Origin of the sequence: Vibrio sp. LB10LO1 (assembly GCF_010092875.1) — a bacterium.
GTDB lineage: Bacteria > Pseudomonadota > Gammaproteobacteria > Enterobacterales > Vibrionaceae > Vibrio > Vibrio campbellii.
This window is the reverse complement of record NZ_JAADJW010000009.1, coordinates 1-25497: the sequence shown is the minus strand read 5'-3', so window position 1 is coordinate 25497 and position 25497 is coordinate 1. Positions and strand designations below refer to the sequence as shown.

At 42.6% G+C, this 25497-nt stretch carries 20 protein-coding genes; 11 read left to right on the top strand and 9 right to left on the bottom strand.

Features of this window, described 5'->3' with window-relative positions:
* Positions 1-457 precede the first annotated feature (457 nt).
* Positions 458-1393, bottom strand: coding sequence for a universal stress protein (locus GXP65_RS08480; RefSeq protein ID WP_162092552.1), 936 nt, complete (start codon positions 1391-1393; stop codon positions 458-460).
* Positions 1394-1737: 344 nt separating this feature from the next.
* Positions 1738-2346 (bottom strand): HD domain-containing phosphohydrolase, encoded by a 609-nt coding sequence (locus GXP65_RS08475; protein WP_038889822.1) that lies wholly within the window; start codon positions 2344-2346, stop codon positions 1738-1740.
* Between the two features lie 373 nt (positions 2347-2719).
* On the opposite strand from GXP65_RS08475, the gene GXP65_RS08470 reads away from it, so the two are divergent.
* From GXP65_RS08470 to GXP65_RS08460, 3 genes are all read left to right on the top strand, one after another.
* On the top strand, positions 2720-2974 hold the full coding sequence (locus GXP65_RS08470) for a hypothetical protein (protein WP_038889820.1): 255 nt from the start codon (positions 2720-2722) through the stop codon (positions 2972-2974).
* A gap of 164 nt (positions 2975-3138) precedes the next feature.
* Complete coding sequence (locus tag GXP65_RS08465; RefSeq protein ID WP_162092551.1) at positions 3139-5496, top strand: hypothetical protein; 2358 nt, start codon at positions 3139-3141, stop codon at positions 5494-5496.
* A 14-nt stretch (positions 5497-5510) separates the two neighbouring features.
* A complete protein-coding gene (locus GXP65_RS08460; protein ID WP_162092550.1) occupies positions 5511-7619 on the top strand; it encodes a beta-prism lectin domain-containing protein in 2109 nt (702 codons plus the stop codon).
* Between the two features lie 114 nt (positions 7620-7733).
* Here GXP65_RS08460 and GXP65_RS08455 read toward each other — a convergent pair whose 3' ends face one another.
* From GXP65_RS08455 to GXP65_RS08430, 6 genes are read right to left on the bottom strand one after another with little or no spacing between them, the layout of a single operon-like run.
* On the bottom strand, positions 7734-8525 hold the full coding sequence (locus tag GXP65_RS08455; RefSeq protein WP_038889818.1) for an outer membrane beta-barrel protein: 792 nt from the start codon (positions 8523-8525) through the stop codon (positions 7734-7736).
* The gene (locus tag GXP65_RS08450) at positions 8525-9565 is read right to left on the bottom strand and encodes a hypothetical protein (RefSeq protein WP_162092549.1); all 1041 of its coding nucleotides are present in this window, start codon (positions 9563-9565) and stop codon (positions 8525-8527) included. The genes GXP65_RS08455 and GXP65_RS08450 overlap by 1 nt, the downstream gene beginning before the upstream one ends.
* A complete protein-coding gene (locus tag GXP65_RS08445) occupies positions 9562-10266 on the bottom strand; it encodes a hypothetical protein (protein WP_320339634.1) in 705 nt (234 codons plus the stop codon). The genes GXP65_RS08450 and GXP65_RS08445 overlap by 4 nt, the downstream gene beginning before the upstream one ends.
* Complete coding sequence (locus tag GXP65_RS08440; RefSeq protein WP_162092548.1) at positions 10266-13034, bottom strand: TcfC E-set like domain-containing protein; 2769 nt, start codon at positions 13032-13034, stop codon at positions 10266-10268. Before GXP65_RS08440 ends, GXP65_RS08445 begins: the two co-directional genes overlap by 1 nt.
* Positions 13031-13549: a hypothetical protein gene (locus tag GXP65_RS08435; protein ID WP_346265901.1), complete on the bottom strand. Its 519-nt coding sequence runs from the start codon at positions 13547-13549 to the stop codon at positions 13031-13033. Before GXP65_RS08435 ends, GXP65_RS08440 begins: the two co-directional genes overlap by 4 nt.
* A gap of 17 nt (positions 13550-13566) precedes the next feature.
* Positions 13567-14121 (bottom strand): hypothetical protein, encoded by a 555-nt coding sequence (locus GXP65_RS08430; protein WP_038889813.1) that lies wholly within the window; start codon positions 14119-14121, stop codon positions 13567-13569.
* Positions 14122-14365: 244 nt separating this feature from the next.
* Between GXP65_RS08430 and GXP65_RS08425 the strand changes: the two genes are divergently transcribed.
* From GXP65_RS08425 to GXP65_RS08395, 7 genes are all read left to right on the top strand, one after another.
* Entirely contained in the window at positions 14366-14977 is a 612-nt protein-coding gene (locus tag GXP65_RS08425; protein ID WP_162092547.1) for a winged helix-turn-helix domain-containing protein, read from the top strand.
* Positions 14970-15416, top strand: coding sequence for a hypothetical protein (locus tag GXP65_RS08420; protein WP_038889812.1), 447 nt, complete (start codon positions 14970-14972; stop codon positions 15414-15416). The genes GXP65_RS08425 and GXP65_RS08420 overlap by 8 nt, the downstream gene beginning before the upstream one ends.
* A 5-nt stretch (positions 15417-15421) precedes the next feature.
* The gene (locus GXP65_RS08415; protein ID WP_162092546.1) at positions 15422-15847 is read left to right on the top strand and encodes a hypothetical protein; all 426 of its coding nucleotides are present in this window, start codon (positions 15422-15424) and stop codon (positions 15845-15847) included.
* Between the two features lie 150 nt (positions 15848-15997).
* Positions 15998-17089 carry a choloylglycine hydrolase family protein gene (locus tag GXP65_RS08410; RefSeq protein ID WP_045418578.1) on the top strand — a complete coding sequence of 364 codons (1092 nt, stop codon included), beginning with the start codon at positions 15998-16000 and terminating at the stop codon, positions 17087-17089.
* Positions 17090-17732: 643 nt separating this feature from the next.
* Complete coding sequence (locus tag GXP65_RS08405) at positions 17733-20690, top strand: M66 family metalloprotease (RefSeq protein WP_162092545.1); 2958 nt, start codon at positions 17733-17735, stop codon at positions 20688-20690.
* Positions 20691-20894: 204 nt separating this feature from the next.
* Positions 20895-22604 carry a S8 family serine peptidase gene (locus GXP65_RS08400; RefSeq protein WP_162092544.1) on the top strand — a complete coding sequence of 570 codons (1710 nt, stop codon included), beginning with the start codon at positions 20895-20897 and terminating at the stop codon, positions 22602-22604.
* A gap of 370 nt (positions 22605-22974) precedes the next feature.
* Positions 22975-23163: a hypothetical protein gene (locus GXP65_RS08395; protein ID WP_005427656.1), complete on the top strand. Its 189-nt coding sequence runs from the start codon at positions 22975-22977 to the stop codon at positions 23161-23163.
* Positions 23164-23183: 20 nt separating this feature from the next.
* On the opposite strand, the gene GXP65_RS08390 is transcribed toward GXP65_RS08395, so the two are convergent.
* Entirely contained in the window at positions 23184-24467 is a 1284-nt protein-coding gene (locus GXP65_RS08390) for a mechanosensitive ion channel family protein (protein ID WP_162092543.1), read from the bottom strand.
* Positions 24468-24762: 295 nt separating this feature from the next.
* Here GXP65_RS08390 and GXP65_RS08385 point away from each other — a divergent pair, with 295 nt between their 5' ends.
* Positions 24763-25326, top strand: coding sequence for an HdeD family acid-resistance protein (locus GXP65_RS08385; protein WP_162092542.1), 564 nt, complete (start codon positions 24763-24765; stop codon positions 25324-25326).
* Positions 25327-25497 lie beyond the last annotated feature (171 nt).

The window sequence follows — 25497 nt, the reverse complement described above, 5'->3', positions numbered from 1 at the left end:
AAAGCCATCGTTCTAGTTAATAGTGCGATGGCTTTTTCATATGCTCAAGGCATAGGTTAAAGTCGGTTAATCACCCTCTGTTGCTCAATGGGCAATTAGAAAAAAGTGGTCTGTTAAGATGCTTATTCTGAATGTATTTCGTGAGTTAGTATTTCCCTGAGCGTTAACTAACACCTCCTATAGCTGAACCTCACCTTATAATGACAATAATGCGAAATTTTTGATTGAGCCCCATGGATGTGAGGGCTCTTTTTTTACGTCTTTGCTAGGCAAAGATTTTAAAACTCATCGTTACACTGCCTCTTTTTAACTAAATGGAGGCGGTATCATCTGGCTTGTTAACAGCGCTGCATGTCGCTGTTAACTTTCACCATTCTATATCGTGGATAGTACATTTCTGCATCAGTGTTTGTATGCAAGCCCGTTTCGAGTGATGAGAAACGGGCTTTTTTCGTTGTTATTCAACGGGAGAGATAAAGCCTTTTGGTTTGAGTGCAACAAGAGAACAGTCAATGGATTGGAGTACGTTTTCTGCGGTGTTTCCTATCACTAACCCTTGTATGCCACCACGAGCAATAGTGCCCATCACTAATACATCTACCTCCTCATCCTTCACCCATCTTGGTATTTCTTCATCCGCAGAACCGTGCAAATGGTGGATCACGGAATCACCTTCTATTCCAGATGCTTCGATAACCGTATTTAGAGCCTCAAGGTGGGCAGTTCGATGGGTGTTGATTTGTTGGTCGAGGACATCATCTTCGATTTGAATCCATATATGGTGCCTCAGATAGCTTTCCATCTGGTAGTCCCAGCAAGAGACAATATGTAATTGTCTTTCGAAGGAGTTGGCGATATAGCTGGCGACCTGAAGCAAGCGAGTCGTGAGTTCTTTCTCTTCTTCGTTGTCGATGATTGGGTCAATGGCGACACCAATGCGTTTTGTTGTGGTTGATTCCTTCGGCTTTCGATTTAACCAGACTGGGCAAGGGCACTTTCGCAGCAATGTCATGTCGAGCGCTTTAAAACCTTTGCTTTCCTCATGTATTGGCTCAGCGTCTTTAATTACAAGATCGTAATGGTGTAGCGAGATTTCGTGAATGATTGAGAGCCCGGGCTTATCGCCGCTAATAACATTGATAGGGAAGGGCTCAACTGTGGAAGATGAGAGGTCTTTTAATTGTGTTGTTTTGATATCTGAAAACAGGTTATCAACCAACGAGTTCTCATAGCTTTGTTGATACTCGCTCATTGTTAAGGGCATTGCTGGGCATACGATTAAACCTGACAAGCGAGCATCATTTTCTTTGGCGAGTCTCATCGCTTGCTCTAGAGAGTCGCTCTTGCCCGCCAGTCCCTGGCTAACGAATAAGATGTTTTTGAACTGTTTCATAATCACCTCCTTTCTATTAAGTGTTGTCTCTAGAAGGGGATATTTCCATGAAAAAGTCATGGTTAATTGCGTTAGGACAAGCCTTCTAAAGTTTATAAGTAAAATTATGTCGCTATGGAGAAGGGCTATTTCTAAACATTGATTCGGCCTCAATCAATTAGAGCATATTTAGAATGCTATAAAGAATGATTGCTAATGTATGAGAGAAAGGTAGGTGAATTTTCGTGACGTTGTCACTGATGAAGTGAATTGTTTTTAGAGAAACTTATGCCTTTTCAGAGAAAGGAAACGCCCAATCGAGCTTTGGGCGTTTTTTATGCCGATAATTAACAGCCAAGGGAGAATTAATAGGTTGTTTCTATATAGGCGACAAACTTGTCGACAAGTGCAGGATTAAACTGACCGCTGTCTCTCTCGTCGACCAGTATCTTTAGTGCGTGGTCTCTATTCATTCCTCGGCGGTATGAGCGGTTAGATACCATTGCATCCCAAGCATCAACAATGGCTAATACCTGAGCTCCCCAAGGGATCTCATCGCCCTTCAAACGAAATGGATAACCATTTCCATCCCAACGTTCGTGATGTAAGCCTCCTAGCATAGAAGCCGGCTCTAACTCAGGGTAGTCTTTCGTCATATTGTATGACTCTTTGACATGTTCATTCATCACTTGGCGTTCAATTGGTAACAATTGGTCTGGTTTATGGAGGACATGCAACGGTGTTTTTAGCTTTCCTAGATCATGGACAAGAGCAGCATCAAAAATCAGTTCTAGCTCTTGCTTTGAAAAACCTAGGTACTCGCCAAAGTAGTAAGCATAGATAGAGACGTTCATGACATGCATAAAAGTCTCTCTCGAATATTCAGCCATTTCTTGCAGTAGAAAGAGCGCTTTATCAGAGTTTGAGTGGTTACGCGCGATGCTGTAAACGTGGTCGATATTAACGATGTTCATTCTGTTACTCTTGCTCGTGTTTTGAAGTTCGAGGCAAGTATGCGTAAGAAGAAATCGCAAGTTAAATAAATGGACTTGAATGTTTATTAATCAATTTGTTTATTGCGGAAATGTGAGTTATCACTTAACTGATGGGGCGTGTTACTTTTTGTAAAAACAATTACATAGAGGTAATTTTACCTAAATAACTCTAATTGATGTTTCTTCTGTCGGAGACGTATTGATGAGTCTGAGCAACAGTGTATGCGAAAGAAAGCTCTACCTCTCCTTAATGGCAGTCAACCGTCGGTTTTCACAATCATTTATTGGTATAAACGTTTTGGAAAGACCAAACTTGTTGCTGTTTTTTAGTAAGTCCATAGGTATAACCTAAATGATGAAAGGCATTTCGAAGACGGCACTTTGGCGAAATACAATCGTAGAGTTTGCAAAAGAGCTTGGATACGATCACTTCACAATAGGATTAAAACGCGACAGTATCACCATCCACCTCAAGCCAAGAACTAGTAAGCTAAAAATCACCATTGAGTTAGCAGTGAAGTCTTTACACTATGATATTAAGAACACTCAGGACTGCATGGATTTTTGTTTATTACTGCGGGCTATTGAAGATATTAAGGCCTTTTAGAAGTTTTTTGGAATTAATGTCACAATTAAATGTGATTAAAATTACCGTTAATGTCATTAAAAACAATGACTTAGTTTTTAATGACTAATCATGGGTGTTTAGTGGTGGAGTCACCACTTAAATAAGAAAATTGCGTAACTTTCTTCTAACTATCTAGATTAAAAATGACGCAATTACTCCGTTTTCAGCTTAGAGGGTACTGTCCTCCAAAGCTCATATTGGGTGCCTTTGTTCTTTGTTTACTTGCCGGGTGTAAAGGCAGTAGTGATAAAGATGAAGGCTCTGTACTGCCTCCCCCTGAGCCTCAAACTGCGATTTATTCGGAAGACATTGCAGAGAATGCTTTGTCTGGTTCTACGAGTGAAATAGCGTTAGGGCCACATGTATCTACCAGCGACAATAGTAGCTTCCGCATCGTTTCTGTTGCTTCGCTTTCTGGTGAGCAGTGCCGAATTACTGGTATTACAGATGACGCTTTTGATGTCGTCTCTGATGATACGCAAGACTGTATTTTTCGTTATCAGGTTGCTCCGGCAAACGGCGACTCGACGTCTTACTCATACGCTCGAGTTGCTGTCGCTTCTACTTACTCATCTTCTACATTGCCACGCATAACTGCGTCTACGACAGAAGGTGTAGACATTACCATCGACCTTGAAGTTGAGTTGGGTTCTTCGGTACCTGATTCTTCTTTTGAGCTTCAAGAGGATATGGTCGTAATTGGAAGTGGTACTGCGGAATATATCAACTCTAAGCAGATCCGGTTTAGCCCTTCTGGTAAAGGCCAAAGTGAAATTCATTACAGCTACCAAAGTGCCGAAGCATTAAAGGTGGGGACAATTTCAGTATCGGTATCTCAGTTAAGTGCAAATACGGCACCTAGCGCAGATAGTTTTGCTCATGACAAACTGCTAGCGCTTGGGGAATCGGTGGTGATAGATGTTGGCGGCTATGTGGGTGACGTTGATGGTGATGACGTTCAACTCATTGCCATTGAGAACTTCAACTCTACGACCACTTTATTTGATGCCACAGATACGACGAATACCAAGTTCACTTTTTCATCAACGATGCCAGGACCACATGATGTTGCTTATACAGTGAGTGATCATAGAGGTGGTTATACGACGTCAGTTGCTCGAATTGAAGTCGAACCGGACTTTTCTTTGATTCAAGATTGGGAGGATATTGTTACTCACGATCCTGTTATCGGTTCCGATATTCGATTGTTTGCGCCAATGAGTAAAGTTTACGCGGATTATGTGAATGCTTCTTATACCTCAACTCATATCGAATCTGGTGAAAAGGGGCCTAAAGGGTCAGAAGTGGTTATGCAAACGCTCAAACAAGCGCGCGCATATTGCAAAACTCGAGGTGGCCGTTTACCTCTACAGCGCGAGCTAGACTCTCTGATTACCAATGAAATCAGTGCTTTTACCACTCATAACTGGCCAACGGAGGTGAACTATTGGACGGCGGAAAAGGTAAGTGAACTCAATGCCGCAACGGCGAGCCTTTTTGATGGGGCTACCGGACAACAGCCAGGCACTGATGTTGGATACACGACGTGTGTTGATATGAGTAATCCGAGTGTGAAAGATTTTTCTGTCTCTCCTAGCTTGATCTCTGCTTCGGGCAACGAATACTCATATCAATTGCTGGTTAATCACCCCGATGGAGGCACCGGCGCATTTCAGGATATTGAACTAGAGGCTCTAGAAGAAAATGGTGTCTTTAGTTCTGGCGAAACGCATCAAGAGCTCGTTGCGGATTCGACTGGAAAACAGTCTGTCTCATATTTCGATACCGCGTTTAACTCATCTGTTATTTCATCCTTAGTGAGTTCGACAAATGAGCTTTATCCTTTCGTTCCGGATGAAGACGCCTCATCACTTGAAACACAAGATGGATCAAAATGGAATCATGTTGATACGAGGTTTGGTCATACGCCTCCTCCGATCGGCGCTAATGGTATTCCGGTTTTGTACAACTATAGCGCTGAGAAAGGAATGGGGAGCAGTTCGGTATACAAAGAGCACTTTATTGGTTCGGATTTTGTGATGGCATTGCATATTCGGAATAAAGGAACATTAAGTTATGGCGCGATTTCCTTCTTTATAGAACAGCAAGGAAACATGCCTGATTCAACTTGGTACAACCCAGCTAATGACCCCGAGCGAGATCAACCAGGAGCTCCTCAAACCGAGGATACTTTCAACATTGTTACTCAATATGCAAAGCAAGAATTCAACTTCTATTCGGGTTTCGATAATTTTGTAGGTAATACGCCTGCTGAAGTTAGATATGTAGATCGTTATCTGTGGTTTCAGAAGAAAGGTGACATGCTGTATCACTATTCGTCGCCAACACCTGAAAGACCGAGCGAACCAGAATTTGTCGGCACATTCGATTGGGGAGCCATTGACCCAACTCAGCCATATTGGGTAGGAGCTGGGGGCGCAACAAACTATGAAGAAGTGGAAGCATACATTGTTAATGCAAACTTCTCGTCATACCTATAAAGATGGGTACAAGCATGTATAAATATCTAACTCTATTCATATCATCTCTTTTTCTGTTCGGATGCAATAGCGGTTCTGAACCGGATTCCACACCGCCTGAAACTCCAACTGAAGTGTTAATTAACGCCGAATCATTACAAGACAAAGCGCTTTTAGAGGCGGAAGGTATTATCAATGTTCAAGCGGCAGCATCATCTGAGGTTGAGCTTGAACTAACTTCTGTCACTCCAATGTCTGACGCCTCTAACTGTAAAATTGATACCATAGACGGAATGGCTTTTTCGTTGAGTGCAGAACAGGTTGGCGAGTGCCAGTTTGAATACACTGTTGGTCCGCGTGATACAGAGGCGTTTGTAGGAAAGGCAAGTGCTATAGCTAGGGTATCAGTGTCTGAAACAGCCAGCGATAATACTCTTCCTAACCTCTCTGAAACTACGGATCGACTTACTGAAATAACGATAGACTTAAATACAGCGCTTTCTGGAGATCTAGATACATCGTCTTACGTCGTTTCAGGTGATATTAGTGTTTTGGGTACTGGCTCAGCTACGGCAGAGCCAAGTACCAATAAGATTACTTTTACACCAAGCGAAATCGGTGTCGACAGGGTTCTGTACTCAATGAGTGATGGCTCTACCACTAAGCTAGGTACGATAGATATCGCAGTATCAGATACTGTGAACACGCCGCCTGTGGCTGAAAACAAGGTTCTAGAAGGTAAGCTAGCAAAGGATATGTTAGCCACAATTGATCTTACTGACTATGTATCTGACGCCGAAGACGTGGTGCTGTTGGATTCAGTTCGCGCCTATAATGCCGAAGCAAATATTACTTCCCAAACGGAACATACTTTTACTTTTAAGTCTTCTCAGCCTGGGCCACACGAGATCGCTTATACAATTACCGACGGGCGAGGTGGGTATGATGTAGGGCAAGTTTACATTGAGGTCGAACCTGACTTCGATCTTGTCCAAGACTGGGAAGATATCACTATTGCAGACCCTACCATCGGTGCTGATATTACGTTTACCGCACCGGTTAGTCAGGTTCTCGCGGATTACACTAATACATCATACTCTGAAGCAGTTATGCAAGATGGCGTTACTGGACCTCAAGGTTCAAAGGTAGTGACAATGTCACTCGAGCAAGCGCAGTCATATTGTGCTACTCGAAATGGTAGGTTGCCTATCCAAAGGGAATGGAGCGCGTTGATGGCAGAACATGGCAATCTTTTTGAGTCAAAAAATTGGCCAGCAAATACGCCGTACTGGAGTGCAGATATGACATCCGAGACATCGGGAGTTGGAATTATGGCCATTGATGGCCTTTCTGCCGAATTGACTAAAGCTACCTCTGCAGCATTTGTTACTTGCGTTTTGTTAGATAAGCCTCAGGTCAAGGACTTTTCTGTAAGGTCGTTGAATGAAGCTCAGAATTCAAATGTGTACACCTATACATTAAAGGTCTTCGACCCTGATGGGACTAATGCACCGTACCAAAATATGGGGTTAGAGGCTACGCATGGCAATGGTCACTTTGACAATGGTTTAACGAGTAAACTCACAGTGGTCGATTCAGTTGGTGAGTCCGTGGAAAAATATACAGATCAAACGCTAAGAAATGACGTACTTTCGGCAATGGTGAGTGCGTCTGCTGAATTCCACAAACCATTCATAGCAGATCTCGACTCATCAAGATCTGATTACTATGGCTATCCAGACAAAGGTGACGAAGAGGGTGATTATCTACTCGGTGACAGCAATATGTTTTCTCTGCGCTGTGGTTCTTGGTTAGATGCAGCGGGTACTCCAGAAGATGGAATGGTTGGCGGGTCTGGTGGTACAAAACATGAGATATCTGGTCGAGATATCACTTCTATTTATGTGGGATGGGGTAATTGGAATCACAAGGGGGACAACCTGTTTGCGATTGCTCGAATGGTTTTTCACTATAAGAATGGAAGTCAGTTTGCCTGTGGAACAACAGGCTATGTTGATCACAGTGATACGTTTATCGTACCTCAAAACTACCAAATGAAAGGATTCCGAGCCCAATCTAAATACTACAGTAGTAACAGGCAAGACTATATTAATGCTTTCGAGTTTTACGTTTTACCCGAGTAGTAGCGGAAAGAAGAGCGAAAATGCTTAACCCATGTTTAGGCATTTTTGATACTCAGCAAATCAATAAAAAGCCACCTGAAAAGGTGGCTTTATTAACAATAGAATTTGATTAGATCAGGGACAAATAGAACCCGCACTTGGAACCAATACTTCTTGATTCGGGTAGATAAGGTTTAGATCCTTAATCTCTCTAAAGTCGTTGTTTATCGCTTTTAACTCACTAAACGATAAGTTGTGCTGATAGGCAATCTTAATTAACCAGTCACCTTTCTTCACTATGTATGTGTTGGTTGTGCAGCGTGTTTTAGTCGCCGTTTTCTCTGGGGTTGACGTAGGTACTTTGGTCGAGGCGATAACACTAATATCATCATAGCTTGGCTCTTGTTCAACATCAGTTTCAGGACGTGCGAAGTGGTATTGAAGCCCTAAACCTAACATTTGCAAATTGTATTCGGATTTAGATGCCCACAGAAACTTATAGCCAAACTTGATTGACCATGAAGGGCTGTATTCATATTGAATGCCTAGCTGACCTATTGGAGAGATGTCTCCACCCTCTACTTGTGCCCCTAAGCCACCGTACAGATTGTAATACTGTGATAATGAAAGGGCTCCAAGAAGCGATATATCTGAGCCGTAGCGGGTCTCTTCCTCGATTGTATTTCGGTAATCTCCAGGAATCACCATATCCAAATTGCCGTAGTAACCGGTAGATGCTTCAATGGCCCAGTTTGGGTGGAACTCGTAACCAACATTGATTTGACCACCCATTGATGAGTCAGAGAGATCTGAATCCATTTTTCCCGTATGATTGACGCCAGCACCTACGTACCAATTAGATTCTTGAGCCATAGAGAGATTAGGGTAGGTCAATGCTAAGCCGATCCATATTAAAGATGGTTTCATTAGTACAATTCCTCAAACATAACGGTGAAGCTGCCTGTGTAGGCTCCGGTTTCTACCTCAGTCGATGGGATATCTTGGTAGCTGACATTCAGGTCAAAGTTGATGATGTTACTTGGTGTGTCAATCGTATATGAGGTTTCATCGCTCTCTAACTGGCTAACACCATCTTTAATCCACTCCTGATCTTCACAATTGGATTGCAGGCAAGTAACAGAAAATGGAATTGTGGTTTCCCCAACGCTCGATTTAAGTTCAAAATCATGACTAAGCAGAGTGATATAAAGTCCGGTACTAAACTGGCCTAAAGCGGTAATGTTAAATGTCGTATCAGCCGAGACCGTGTGATTGTCCGTGTCATAGACGGGCTCCATGATGCCGTCGCCAGAGACTTCGATACTCTCTAACGTATTTGGCACATAATTGACATTCACAGTAAACACCTCAGGAATCACGCGATAGGTTAGCGCCCCCCCTAATGACTCATAATAATATTTGATATCTGCTTGGATTGTACCTGCATAAACGCCTTTCGGCTTACCATTAAAAGCTGCGAGCAAAGCGGCTGTATCCAAATTAAAAGTGGGTCGATAGAAGTAAAAAGGTGTGACTGATTCTGTATAGTCTAATGAGAAATCTGCGTTGCAAGTTTGCGTTGTACCATCTTCTAAATGAACGGTATTTCCGGACACCTGTGATATGGTGCAAGTAGGGCTTACCAATGCGTTATCGGTACGAGTATAAGAGTTGGATGAAACGTTGTATTGAAGCCCATTGACTGAAATAGGCGCTTCAACGTTTTGAACAGAAGCAGAGGACAATGTGATTTTGTCAGGTTTGTTTGATAAATAAGCCCCAGGAAGAAATCGTTTTGTTGGAGTAAGACCACCGGCGACTGTCCAATCACTCAATGTATAGGAAGATGCACCCAAAGAGAGTGCATTTTCAAATCGTAACTGTTGGCCTTCAATGTAAATATTCAGTGTTGACGAATAAGCCAATGGTGACGCGCAAATAAGAGAGTAACATAGAGCGCGCTTCATTCTTCATTCTCCCTCAATGTCAGCTTTTCACGGTAGCTTTCGTCGTGATTCACGATGGTTACGTCTAAGTCCGCTGGTTTTATGTTTTTTGGGAGTTCGTAAGTACGTTCACGACCTGCAAGAGACATTGCTGTAAGTTCACAATCTTCCGTTACCTTGTCGCTGCATTCATCGACATACGCGCGGATGAAACTGTTCCCTTTGTTGTTGATTAAGAGTTTTCCATTCTCAAGAGAGATGGTGTAATCGATGTTTTGCTTTTTGGCTGGAATGACGAAAAGGGGGCGATAACCAAAGTTGATGACAACAGCGGACTTTGATTTGCCTTCAGGATCGTATGGAGAAGGTTCAAAACTCACCAAGAAGTATTGATCTTGAGTGAAATCACATTTGCTACCACAAAGGGAGCGGACACCAACCTGTTTTTGGCGGCCTGCTTCCAGGATCATTTTGGGGTGAGTTAGAGTGACTCGCCAATCTTCGAAATTGTCCTCTGTATAGGGAGTACGGATCAGGTTGCCTTCTTTCACTTCGATTTGAGTAATATTCGATTGAATAAACTCCGTTGTTTCTTCTTCATTTGAGATGGTGAATACGCCATTTCCGTATTCATCACCGATAAGCAGCATAGTGTCGATGTTCATCGCGAATGCAGAGTTAGCTAATAGTGATGTCATCAAAATGGGAAATGTTCTCATCATCAATTTCCTTCTGGTCTGTTAAGTACAAAATCTTGCTCTCGTGGTGTTTCGGAGCGGGCATATCGCGCAACGTTTTCAATATCTTGTTGTTGCTGTTGAGTCAGCTGAAGCCCAGTTTCACCAGTTAGGTAAACGAAAGACTTACGTCCCAGCTGCGTGGTTAGGATCTCCATGCCTTGATCTGTCATGGCTTGGAGTTGCGGTTTGATCATTGCTAGGTCATCAAATTCACCAATGTACATAACATTGATTTCTCGATGATTTTTTACAAGAACGATGGACTCCATAGGAGATAGGTCAGGTTGACAATAGTTGGTGCCAAAGTTCAATTGCTTTGCATCATCCACAGAAGGTAAATAGCACTGTTGGCCGTCACTAGTCAGAGTGAAGCTCAGGCCTTCTTGTACATCTATTTTGTGAATACCAGAAGTGATGTTGGATATCTCTAAGCAGGCTGGCCCTGAACATTTCACTTCTTCGATATTGTTTCCGAAGATGTCTTTAAATTTACTGACAAAGCTGATGACGCGACTCACGTTAGAGTTCAGTTCCACAACGGTTCCCGGATGGGTGTAAGCGGTAACAGACTGCTGACCGCTGTTGTGTAATGCGACACTTTCTACATCGAGCTCAACGGTACTGGCTTGATATTCTCCCAAGGGAATGAGTGCTGACTCGTTGTTGATGTACTCCTTGCGGTTGAATTTATCGTCAGAACGTATAACCAATAGACCTTTTGTTTGTTCTTCGTCTTTATCAAAGCGTATATTGTCTTTGGTATCGACAGCCACAAACGCATCACCATGTTGCGTAGTGAAGTTCAGGCTATTTTTGCCAATTACTTGCGTGCTGTTTAGCGTGGCGTTAAAGGAGCGTTCGCCGTTATCTGCAATGTAGGCAAACCCATCAGCTTGAAAATGACGGTTGTGTTGTGAGCCATAGGTTGTCAGGCTATTTAGCGTTGTATCAGGTGAGTTCTGTGAGTAGCTATTGCTTAGTGTCACCCGTAGGTCGGTATCATCGCGCTCAACAAGATCACGGCTTTCCAAACTGTTTGTGTATTGGCTAAAACCGTCTTCATCAAAAGTTACACCCGTGTTGCCACTTAAAATTGACGACAGTGGGACTGACCAATTTAATGCGATGGTCGCTTCACCTTGATCCCAATTTGAAACCAATTCTTCATTGCTGAAACTAAGGTTTAAATCCAAACTGGAATTCAGAATAAAAGGCATACTCAGGCCTGATGAAATAAACCAGTTTGTGAGCTCATTGTCGTAAAAATCAGTTTGGTTCAGGTAGTTCACCGACCCATAGCCCCGGATATCGGCGCCTAATGCAAAGCTGCTCGAAATGCTCAATTGTTCTTTGCTTGTTGAGCCATACAAATATTCAGCGAATATATTTCGTTCGTCATTTGTCAGTTTTTCATAAGTAATGCCAATGCTATCGATGTTCCAGTATCCAGATACATAGAATGCTTCACTGTCTATACTTGAGAAAGACACTTCATATCGGCTATCGAAAGGGAGGTAGCCTTTAAATCCAATTTGATTCATCACGTAGTTATCGGTGATGGTTGAACCAATGGCAACGGTATGAGCGTCTGACCACTTATAAGCGACAAGCCCTTGAACATAGGCGGTATCGTTAAATGATTGAGCTGACTCTGTTGTGCTGTCGGGGTTAAGTTGTGTCGTTTCGTTACCTTGAAATTGGCCAGCAGACAGCAAGTAGTCAAACTCTCCGGTATTCAATGTGTCAGTATTTGCGTTGTAGATTCGAGCTGATTCAGAGGAGACGACTTGGTTACCGGTTGAGATCTCTATGACGACATCATAAACACCATGTGGTAACTCTGAATAACGCAAGCTGCCTTGACCTTCACCAACGGAGCGCTGAACGATGATTTGATCATCTTTGTAGACTTTCAGGACACCGGGAGACGGCGCGTAGTAAAACAAAAATTGATCATCTTTTTTATTGGTACGGCTAAGATTTTTGCTAGAAGACAAGCTCGCGTTTAGATCGTGATATTGTGTACCATTCAAAAGAAATGAGGTGCTATTTAATGCAAGTCGATCTTGGTGATAGCCCGAGGTCATTCGTACGGCTTTGTACTCGAGGTTATAGTAGCCGTAGTTCAACTCGGATGCGTCCTCCTGATTACTGACGTAAGAATCTATATGGATCGAACCATAGGGTAGACCCCATATCAGTTGGTCACTCAGTGATACGGTCGTGTTATCTGATAAATCGGAAGACGTATAAAGGCTTGCATCATTGATTATCCCCGCATTTTCGTTATAGGTAGCGGCGTAGTTTTTCTCGAGAGCTTTGGGTTTATTGTCCTCTAGCATCTCTTTATTTACATAAAGGTATAACTTGTTCGAGTGATAATCGTAAAAGGTGTCAAAGGTTTGTGGTGCAAGAGAGCAGAGGTTTAAATCCCCAATGCAATCAACACTGTTGGATTGACCATGCTGTAAGGTACTTACGATTTCGCGAGCGGCATCTTCGCTCAAACCTGATAAGACGAGATGTGTAATGAAGCCACGAGTATCTTTAGGATCTTCCAGTCTTACAGAGTCATAAGTTACAAGCATTGGAACGCTAAAAAACGTACCATCAATGCCTTTAATCTCTACGTCTCGTTTCTGTTGTTGGAAAAAATCTTGGAAGCCTTCAGGAACAGAAGATGCAGATGCAATCAGAGGGAGTGTAATGGTGCTTAACGCAGCAGTGGTAAATAACCTTGTTTTTTTCACAGAGACAACTCCGCTAGAACAGAAAATTTTCCTCGGCAGATATTTGCGCCATTTGGAATCTCACCAAATGTGAGCTTGACGTCATACTCACCACTTTTTAGTCCATCAGATGTCTTGTTAAAGTCGAGTAAAGCAGGCGTGAGCTCGGTCAGTGGCTGTTCAGCAATAAAAATTTGTGCAAAATCAGACGGCGTCACTAACGCCGTCTCGTCGATATCAAAGCACTGTGCAGTGTTACTTTTCATAAACAACTGGAACTTCATTGATACGTCGGAACTTGGAATATCGGTATCGACGGTCAAAAGCGTAAACGCATCATGAAACGTATTGGTTTCTGCGTTTGGTCTCAGCGTTATGTTGGCAGGAGAAAACGTGACTTTCGTGATCTGGTAAGAAAAGAAGTCACTTTTATCGATCTCACTCACTAGGCGAAAGGTGTAGGTTTCTGCCTTAGTTCCGAAGCTAAACATCGTTAGCAATAAGAAGGCGACTTTAATGAGTGTTGAAGCTTTCACGTTTCCCCCTAACTTAATTAAAGTGAACCGTCGTAGCTTGCTGCCATCTGTACGATGACTTGTGCTTCACCTTCTACTGGCACATCGGTGATTTCTGTGCCGTTTGAAACTGTTAGCTGAACGTAACCACCAGTAACTTCGTTTAATGTGCCTTTTGTTAAGTCAGTCCCCGACATTGCGTCAGACAGAACGAGAGTTGCGTCTTTTGTAACCTGACCGCCAATCATTACTTGTGAGTTCATGTATGTCCAAGTGGCGGCTGGTTGGCGATCACCGATAACTTCATCAGCAGGTGTCGGTAGGGTGACTGCTGGAGTGTAGTCACGAGCTTCTAGAACAACATCAGAAGAAGTAAAAGTACCATCACTGTTTACATATAAAGTACCCGGCTTTATGTCACCACCGGCTTCACCTGTAATAATTAAGTTTGAACTTGGAACTGAGCCCCCAATTACCCCCGTCCAAATCGCATCTGCTGTTGCTTGTTCTACGGCTGTTGTTTCTGCATTTACTGCGCCTGAAGCCATAATTAATGCCGATGCGCCCAGTGTGAAAAATGCATTTACTTTCATATTGATTACCTATGTTTATTAATGAGTTCGTTTTTCCAGATAAATAGGAAACGAACGTTTTGGTGTGGAAAAACAGGCATTTTGCGCAGAAGATCAAACTCTGTGAATTAAAAAGCTCTTAATAGTGATGTTATTAAGGTTAAAAACATTTAATTGCCATTTTTTGAAGTTTAACTGTTTGAATTTAGGCGCTTTATGTTTTTTTATGTAAATGTAAGTGGACTAACAAAAAATGGGGCAAAAAATGTACAAACGGCTTTCTATTGATACTGTAAGAAGAACGATAATTTTAATCGATAGTGAATCGGGCAAAGAAAATCAGCCACTAGAATTAAATCGAAGTGAATACAATTTGCTTTTAGTGTTCTGTGATTCGCATGGAGAGGTAATAGATAAACAAACCCTCATTGAAAGAGGATGGCCTGGAAGAGTTGTTGGTGATAATTCACTTGCTGTCGCAATAATGAAACTCAGAAAAAAACTCAACAGCTTGGAGCAAGGACTCGAGATTAATAACCTGCCAGGGGAAGGTTATGTATTTATTAATGCAAGGAAGTTAGAAATATTTCATTCAAATGTTACATCTGAACCTATAGAGTCAATCAAAAACAATGATAAAGGTGAGGAGATAGTTGTTGAAGAAAGCCAAACGAAAGTCGTTGTTTCTAATACTTTACCTATGGTAAACATCTCAGCCAGCAATGAAAAATCGTTAACCTCTAATGTAAAAGCGTTTGTAACCGCTCCAATGTTTTGGGAGCTATCGATTGGAATGGTGATCATTGCGCTGACTTTTTTCTTTATCTATAGAGAGGCATTTGAATGTTTTGAATGTTATGGGGGCTTCTATGGGTAAGGTAAGAAGAGTTTCACTAAGGATAGGAATTTCAACGATTTTTGTACTTTCGATTCCTTGGTACCTTTCACTAGGAACTTACTTTTCCAGTTACGTTCACTTTGAAGATAGCGGGCTCGAAGTATTAGTGACAGGAAAGTCCGGAATATATAAAGCCATTAATACATACCAAGGTAAAGTGTATAAGGTTGACAATGGAATCTATGCAACTATTGGTTCCTCTATGTATTTTATAAATTTTGGGCGCTCTTATTTAGAAGGGTTGGAACCTGAATTTGCTGAAAAAGTGATCGATATTGACATGGCTTTGTATTCTTCGGGAATGACACCCGTCAAACTATTGGAAAAAGATGGGAAATGGGTTGGTAAAATGCAAAAGGCAGATAAAGAAATCTACCTAGATGAAATAATATTTTCAGGGCAATTGCATTGGTGGTGATAAAAATGAGAAGGAAAGTCGCATTTTTTATTGTATTGACCGTATTTACTCTTACTCTCCCGTGGTTTAATGCAATAACGAGTAAGTTTGTTATTAAAGGAGATCTTTCAGAGCGTTCGATCCACATTGTAGGTTCGAATGGTCGGTATATTTCTGATGTTAACTATAATCAAGGAACACAAGTTGTCGATTCTGGCTATTATGCTTCATTTTTAAACACCTTGTTTATGTTTAAACTGAATCAAAATAAGTTTTCTTCTGTTCAAGTTTTGAACTTAAACGAGTTCTTACATGAGCACCAAACTTTTTTTGTCTTAAAACTTAAACATATTTCTGGCAATGACTATATGTTAAAACACATCGAAGAAGATCCAAGGAATGGGGTAACAAAAGAAAAAGTGATAGTGGAGGGTAACCTCGGCGTCTTATAATTAGAGAACACCGCCACCTAGTAAACGCAGGTGGCGGTGCTATCAAGATTGTCAATAATTTTATATTCCATCAATTTTATATATTTTCGATTGTAAGTTGCCTAAAAAGGGCTACAATCGCGAATTATTACCCCTCTGGTGGAACTAAAAATGATAAAGAAAACCCTCCTTGCTATGGCACTTTCTGCAAGCATCATTGCTCCGGCGACCGCTTGTACTGGTATCTCACTTTCGACGACTGCAAACGACCACATTCACGCTCGAACAATTGAGTGGGGTGAGAGCGATCTCAATAGTAAACTGATTGTTGCTCCTCGTGATTACACGTTTACCTCAACGATGCCAGACCAAAAGCACGGTTTGAGCTGGAAGAGCAAGTACGGCTTTGTTGGTATTTCAGTGAGTGATGATCGCTTTATTGGTGAAGGCATCAATGAAGAAGGTCTAACTGCAGGCTTGTTCTACTTCAAAGGCTACGGTTCACTAAAAGCGTATGATCCGAATGATCGAGCAGACAGTATTGCGGATATGGATTTTGTACGTTGGATGTTGTCGCAATTCAAAACCGTAGATGAAGTTAAAACGGCAATGAAAAACATCGATATCGTTCCTGTTTATATTGATGAGAAAGGTCAACCTTCACCGACTGGACATTGGCGCGTTACCGATAAAGCGGGCAACAACATCGTTATTGAAATCATGGATCATGGCCAAGTGCACATCTATGATAACGAAGTTGGAGTGCTTACTAACTCACCAACTTTCCCATGGCAAGTCACCAACTTGAATAACTACATCCATTTGCAACCAGGCACCAGTGCTCCGACTAAATTCGGTGGTGTCGAAGCGAAGTCTTTTGGTATTGGTTCTGGTTTCTTAGGTTTACCGGGTGACATTACACCACCATCGCGTTTTGTACGTGCGGCATTTTTCGTAAATACAGCCCCAGAATCAAAAACGGGTGAAGAGGCGGTGTCACAAGCCTTCCATATTCTGAACAACTTCGATATTCCAATTGGCACCGAGTTTAACCCAGAGTACCGTAGCCATATTCCAGATCTGCCAAGTGCGACACAATGGACTTCGGTCATCGATCAAGGTAACAAGGCGCTGTACTACACCACGATGCACGACAGTAGAATCAAGAAAGTTGACCTGACTAAGATTGATTTTGACCAAAAGCAAGAAGTGAAGCGCGAATTGGATAACGGCACGTTCACGTTTACAGATGTGACACCATAGCGTCTTTAAGCAAGTATCAATAACGCACAAAGCGGAGAGGGGCTTCCTTCTCCGCTTTTTTATTACCAGAAAAATAACAGCTTCAAAAAACGCTCTATAAAGTGAGTTATTGATTCAGTGAGTGATGATATAACTTAATTGAACCTAGTGAAATATTTGACTCTTATTCCATTTTTATATTGATAATTAAATTAATTTTTAATATTCACTTTTATCAGTCGAATGCAAATATTAATGTTGTAGTATAAATCTGAACTTATCTATAGCTAGAGGCTGGTTTAAAACTCAGTACTCAAACTTTCATTCGTTTAAATATATTGGTAAATATTTGATTTAGATAAGCCTCCTGCTTTGTTGTTTGTTCAAGTTGTTGATTTGTATGTATGTTTCTTCGGTGTTGAATCTGTTGGTTGGAGCTGGTGCTCTAAAAAATCTTATTTGATATCTTTATTGTTAAATAATTTACTGCTAAATAAGTGAATTCTAAAATTTAAATTTTAATGGGTTTTTTATTTATTCTGTCTTGGTTTGTTGGTTGTCAGCAAAGCTTAATCCTTATGTTGTCTAAGAAAGATAATTAGATTTATCACTGGCTAAACCAGTGGCTAGATGAAATGTTGATATATAAATAGAAGAGGGAAGTATGAAGAGAAATAAAGTCAGTATGGCACTTAATATAGCTGGTGGGATATTGCTTTCAGGAATAGCTAACGCTCAAGTTATTCAATTTAATAATGAAATGCCAGTAAATAATTTACAGGGTGATTTTGAGGCGATAGTGATTTATGCGCAAAACATTACTGTCCCTCATTACAATGATAAAGGCGACCCTAGGCCGCATCTCACCGCATTGCGTGATACTTTACTTCTTGTTAAGCCAGTTGAACCTTTAAATGTCTCATCACAAGTCAAAGTTATTGCACGAGATAGTAAAGGCAATCAGTTGGGTGTTTTATCGCTAAACACACCAGAGCAACTTCCCAATCATGACGGTCCCAACCTCGACATTATGTACGCGAAAGACATGTGGTCTGTAACGCTCCCAGCGACTTGGATACAACCCGGTCTGACTTTGGAGTTGCTCAATGGGAGTACATCTGGTCTTCTGTCCGATTTGGATATTGGCGCGCCTAACGAACTGCTCATTAATACGATGGATTTGGGGATGCTGACTAATCCAAGGGGACGTTTCTACTTTGCTGATAATCCAGAGTTGCACAAGGATTACTTCCAGAAAATTCCGGTAAGTAAGTTGATTGTTAACCCTTACGAAACCATGAAACTTGATGAAGTGATGCTACCGGATGGACATTTACTTACAGAGCTTGACCCGAGCACTGGGACTTGGCACCAAGGAGATATGCGAGCGTATACCACGAAGATCTTGATGTCCCATGGTATTAATCTCGCAAACTATGGGATCAACTCATCAACGTCAGTGTCCGAGAGAGCACACCCGTACACGGCGAACCAAATTACCGCGATTGCAGCAGTAGGTCGTTATCAAAATGGTGTTGTTGCTCACGGTGGTAGTGGAGGCAACGGCATGGTGACTATCGACTCATCAGTGGGAAATGAATGGAGTCACGAAGTTGGCCATAACTTTGGATTGGGTCATTGGCCAGGAGGCACTGATGGGACGACACACCGCCCATCAACGGACATCAACTCTGCTTGGGGCTGGGATCTATTTCAGAAGCGTTTCATTGCCAACTTCATGTGGAACAAGCGTAATGGCGAAGACCAAGTTTGCTGTAGCGATGGGATTGGCATCCCTGCATTTGAAGGCTACAAGTTTAATCGAGATGCGATGGGGGGCGGTGAGCCAACTTCACCAATTTCCAAATACACGCTGCATACGCCTTATGTGCTAGAGAAAATTCAGACTTTTATGGAGGGCAAAGCTACATTTGATGAATCGTCTTCTACTGGGTTTACTAAGTGGAATGATGAAACGAAAGCGATGCAAGCGTTCCAGCAACCCGCTATTTTGTTATCGAAATCGATTACCTCTCAATCACAATTGAATACGATCAAAGACGACATCGATGGCTCCGTATTGTTGGGCTACATCAACGATTTTGACATCACGAAAGTCGAGACGGGAGATGGACGTTGGATACGCGATATTTATTTGCCTAGTGCAGAAAATGTTGCAGTAGGCAAAGCTGTGAACATTGCGCGTTACTCTGGCTATGGAGTGACGGCTCATGTTAATGGTCAGTTGGTTAACTTGAATCGAGGTGATAGTAAGTTTTACATCAGTGATGGAAAAACATGGCTAGAAACCACTGAAGATCAGGTAGCCGAGGGTAAACCAACACGTATTCCAACTGACTATGGTGTACCAGTAACGACGCTAGTAGGTTATTACGATCCTCAGCAGCAATTAGACAGCTACATTTTCCCTGCTTTGCACGGCGCTTATGGATTTGTTTATCAACCTACTCCTGTTGATCGCCTCGATACGACAGGTTGTTATGTCAAAGTGTATAACGGTCAAGACCACCAAACGGACAATTATCAGTTGGTTGGATTCCGTTACGACGATAATGTGATGAACAAATTCCATATCAACCTTAAGCAGGCCGATGATCCAACAAGGGCAGAGGTTGTGTGTGATAACGCTGTTCTAAGCTCGTTAGATATAGAGAAGCCAAAGCAAGCGTTAGAGGTTTCTATCGTCCAGTCAGATTCTTTAAAACCATCCGATAACAATAAGCCCGTAGCGCACGCAGGTGAAGACCAGTCAGTATTGTCAGGAGCAACTATCACCTTATCGGCCGACAAATCCACGGATGCTGATGGTGACGAGTTAACTTATGTTTGGGAGCAGATATCGGGTTTGCCCGCGAGCATTCAAGCAAATAACGCAATGATAACCGATGTGGTTTTGGCAGAATCGACACAAGAGCAATCTTATGTATTTTCTGTGTTGGTTTCAGACGGTAAATCGAGCTCCAGTGATATGGTCACCATTATTGCTCAGCCCCAACCAACTCAAAATCATGCACCGGAAGTCTCTCTTCCAAGCAGTATTGATGCAAAACCCGGAGAGGTTATAGAGATAACCGCGACGGCATCAGATCCTGATGGTGATGTGCTGTCATTTAAGTGGAGCACTTCAGGTTTAGCTTATCAGACTATGTCCGATGGCACGATTCAACTTTCAGTTCCAGACGTGACGGTTGATAGTCAATTTTTGCTAAGTGTTGTTGTTTCCGATCCTAAAGGGGAGAGAGCAAGCGCAAACACAACGCTTAACGTGAAAGCCAGCGGCAATACCTGCAGCGTCAGTGACCCAAATGCCACGAATTACGACGCGTGGTCTGCCAGCAAATCCTATTCAGGTGGTGACTTAGTTAGTTACAAGCAGTTGGTTTGGAAGGCAAAGCACTGGAGTCAAAATAATCAACCGGACAGTAGTGATGCTTGGGAACTCGTAAGCGATGTTGTGCTGCCATGGTCAAGTCAAGCAGCATACTCCGGAGGTGCTCAGGTTACCTATAACGGGGTTAAATTTGAAGCCAAGTGGTGGACTCGTGGCGAGCAGCCTGATGTGTCCAGTGTCTGGGTCAACAAGGGCGCTGCCTGCCAGTAGCACGAAAGCATAAAGACTGTCGGGAGTGGTGCTCTCGGCATTCTTTATGCTCCGACATACTTTATCTCTCTTATATCCTGCTCGTCGGTTGTCTTGGGATGCATCCCAACAAGCATTTATTCCAACAAACAAGTATTTAAACAAACAAGCATCCCAACAAACAATTCGAGCAGCCATACATACCGTCTTTGAAGGTTTAATATTATGTTCCCTTATAAAAAACTCTGTTTAAGTGCATTACCATTGATACTGAATTTTCCTGTTTATGCTTCTTCTCAAGGCACCTATGTGGTGGTGTTAAATGATTCAAATGTATCTAGTCCCATGTCACGATCTACTCGACCTTCCTCAATGGAAGAGAGAGTGAATCAAGTCTTACAGCGATTGAATGCAGAGCCGAAACCTTTGTCTGCTCGCTCACTTCAAGAAAATCAGCCTCTCTCAGCTTCAAACGTATACAGAAACCTGAGTAGCTTTTCTGTTGAAATGTCCCAGGATCAGGCTTCGCAGCTTAGAGCGATGAATGATGTTAAAGGTGTTTATCGAGACGTTATATTTACAGCTGATGGTGAATTGAGTACGGCATCTGAACCTGTCGCATCTTGGGGATTAGACCGCTCCGATCAGCGTAACTTACCATTGGATGATCGATATAATGTGGGCCAGTACACTGGCAAAGGCGTGTCGATTTATGTTATCGATTCTGGTATCGACTTTAGTCATCCTGATTTTGAGGGACGGGCTATCTCCGGTTGGGACTTCGTTGATAGTGATGGTGATGCATCTGACTGCCATGGACATGGAACTCACGTCGCCGGCACTGCGGCAGGAAAGCAGTATGGTATTGCTCCAGATGCCGATATTTATTCTGTGAGAGTATTGAACTGCGACAATAAAGGCTGGGGGAGTGATATCCTTGAGTCGTTTGACTGGGTGATTGAACATGCTAAGCAGAGAGGGCAGCCAGCGGTAATCAACTACAGTATTTCTCGCAGTACTCGATGGGCTCCTATTGATGAAGCTGTAGACAAATTGGTTACGCAGCATCATATTTCATTTGTTCATGCTGCCGCAAACAACAACACAGACGCATGCACCAAAACGCCGCATTCGGAATACTCCATCACGGTTGGTGCATCAACTAAGGATGATTATCGTTGGAGTGATTCAAACTGGGGAACATGTGTGACTTTATTTGCACCAGGGGCCAGTATCATTTCCGCTCGCAATCATGGTGGTTATCAAAGAATGTCTGGTACTTCTATGGCGACACCCCATGTGACGGGGCAGGTAGCTCGTCTTTTAGAAGCCAATCCTAAAGCACTACCGAGTGAACTGAAACAATCGTTGATCGAATCCAGCACGCCAAATGCGCTCTATAACGTGGGTTCTGGTTCACCTAATCGCTTGTTGTACACCGAGCTGGAAGGGGCTGGTGATACAAATCAGCCTCCAATCGCAGTGGCAACCTCGAATCTGTATGAATTGACAGGTGCAGGGTCGATTAGTTTATCTGGTGCACAATCGAGCGATCCAAACGGTGACTTATTAACTTTTGAATGGAAACAACTTTCTCCTTCATCCCCCCTTGCAGATATAGCATCACCAACTACGGAAGAGACTACAGTCCGTTTTGCAGAAATTGCTACTGACACGACCTATCGCTTCTTGTTAACCGTCAAAGACGGTTCGTTGTTTGATACATCAGAAGTCGTCGTGGTTCAAAAAGCAAAAGTGGCTTCTACAGGAGAAACGTGGGACAGGAGTAAAACTTATGCGTCACCTTGCCATCGTGTTTCTTGGAATGGTGACGAGTGGGAAAACCAATGGTGGACCTCAGGGAATGAACCGGGTGCCGATGGTACATGGGGTGTCTGGAGAAAAGTCGGAAGTACAAATAACCAATGTAATTGATTGGTGAAATTCAAGAAGGGCTAGAAAAACGAGTAGGGGGTAATTGCGTGAAGTATTACCCCTTTAAATTCGTTTGAGCATCGTCTTATCGGTAACTCACGCCATTCTCTTAAAGTCAGGTACCAAAAGGCGAATCACGGGAAATTTATCATTTAATCTCTGATCTATAGATTCAGTTTGTAATAGAAAAATTAGACGGAAAGCTTTGTTTTCAACGCATTAATACATCTTTGAACGAGAAAACTGCGATTCTCGTAGGCATTCTGTTAGAAAAGTTCTGCCGTATGCTATCCAGACTACTATCGGGATTTGTAAGAATTCTCCCTAAATCTATAAATGTTGGTCGGGGGAGATCATTGTGAAGGACAAAATGGAAACCTATTGGGTGCAGCTTGTAGATAAAGCAAGTACCGCATCTGATTTATCAGATTTGACGCGTTCAAGGTTGCGAGGTTGTATCGGTAAATACGGTTTGCGTTACAAGGTAGAAGGTGGGGTGCTTACGGAGCATCGTTACAATCGTAAAAACCTCGCGCCCAGCTTAGAGAGTGAAGCATAGGCTTCACTCTTGAGGTAATTCTACTGAGCGTTTTTGCTGGTGACCTGTTCCAGTCCAATCTGTTTGGCATCATGACTCGTGAACATCTGGTAAGGGCGTAAACCAAACAAAGGCATAATAGAGTAGATGTGATCGAATAAATCTGCTTGTACGCCTTCATAGTAAGCCCAGTCTGTATTGTTGGTAAAGGCGTAAACTTGAAGCGGAATACCTTCTGGCGTCGGTTCTAGCTGTCTCACCATGATAAGCATGTATTGGTGGATGTCTTTGTTCGCTTTCAAATAGGCATTAATATAAGCTCGAAACATACCCAAATTGGTCATCTGACGAAGGTTGCCAAAAGTTGGTTCGTCGCTCATTTCCTCATTGTATTCGTTGATGTCTCGCGATTTTTCATAGATGTATTGGCGCAAGATTCGAATGCTTTTCAGCTTTTCAACTTCTTCATCAGACAAGAAGCGAATCGATGTAACGTCGACATTAACAGAACGCTTGATGCGGCGACCACCTGAATCAGACATGCCTTGCCAGTTGATAAACGCGTTCTGAACTAGAGCATAGGCGGGCAGCATGCTCACGGTGTTGTCAAAGTTTCTGACTTTCACCGTGGTTAAAGAGATTTCCTCTACCGTGCCATTTGCACCATAAGCGTCCATTTGAATCCAATCGTTCAAGCGGATCATGCGGTTTGCAGAAAGCTGAATACCAGCGACGAAGCCCAATATCGTGTCCTTAAACACCAGCATCACGAAACCAGTCGCGACACCTAATCCAGACAAGAAAATGACCGGGGATTCGTTAGCGAGAATGGACATAGACACCACAACGCCAACAAAGAAGGTGAACAGCTTAATCAACTGAACAAAGCTCTTGATCGGCATTCTTTTTGTTATGCCTTTAAACGTCGCGATGTCATTCATTGCGTCGAGTAGGGCGAAGATCATCCATACAAAGATGACCAAAATCGAAATGCTCAAAATCCTATCGAAGATAGCAGCCAACCAATCATAGTGGCCTACTGCAAGGGGAATGAAAACATCCAGTACCATAATCGGGATAAGCAGCGACAGTTTCTCTAATACATCATATTTCGCCAAACTTTCAGCGAGCGGTTTGTTGGCTTTCTGCAGCACGTTATTTACTGAGCGAACAATCAAGTGATGCACGATCAAATAACTGACTGCTGCCGCGGTGAGGCTTACTAGGATAAATACGGTGGTGAGTTCAATGCCATAAGGGTCGCTGTTGATACCTACTGAGCTGAGCTTTTCAGAAATGAAGGTGCGAATATGATGATCGAGCAAAATGTCATCCTCTAAAATGTAGCCTGAATCAAAAGAGTGAGAACTTATCAAGAAAAGGCAGGCAACTGGCGTTAGAAAGCCGCTAATCCTACTCCCCATCTCCTTGTTTTGCACTGGTTTAATCCAGCAATCTTGAAACTTATTGTTCAAAAATAGCGTATAGGCGGCGATGTGATACAGGTTTAACATCTATTAATGCAAACGGGACACGTATTTCTGTTAAGTCTGTGAACTCTCGACGTTTTTAATAGACTAGACTGAAGAGGCGGCTCGCGTTTAATTTAAGAGGCATTCAATGGAAAATTCTAATCAATCACAACAGCCTACATTCCTATCTAAAGGCTGGAAATACTTCGTTATCGTTGGTGTTATCATCGCACTAATGGGCATTGGCGCAATGAGTTTGCCCGTACTGGCAGGCGTGACGATCTCAACCATTGTGGGTGCCGTACTCTTGTTCAGTGGTCTGGTTCAGGCTTACCACACATTCTCCATCAATGTTTGGAAAGAGAAGCTTTGGTATGTATTAAGTGCCGTACTGTATATCGTGGGTGGTCTGTTTATCTTGTTCAAACCACTGGCGGGCCTTGTCACGATTACCATGTTGATGGTGATTGTGATGATCTTAAACGGTTTGACTCGTATCTTCTTTGGTTTGAGCAACCGTAGCCTACCAAGCAGCAACGTTATTGTATTCAGTGGTGTAATTTCAGTGCTGATCGGTGGTTACTTCTTCATGCTACTCGATGATCCTGCATTCTCAACCACGCTATTGGGCACGTTTGTGGGCATCTCACTACTGATTGAAGGTATCTGCTTCATCTTTATGGGCTTACAAATGAAAAAGCTCTCCCAATAAAGACGCTATCTAGCGCTAAAACTTTGTGAAATAGAGAATGCCTGCCGATTCGGCTGTCTCTTGATCACAAGTCTAGTGATCAAGAGACATTGCGAGTTCGTAGCCCTCAAGGATGGTTTGTAGTTTAAACCATCCTTCCCAAAGCACCTTTATTGAAGCTCTACCCGTCCT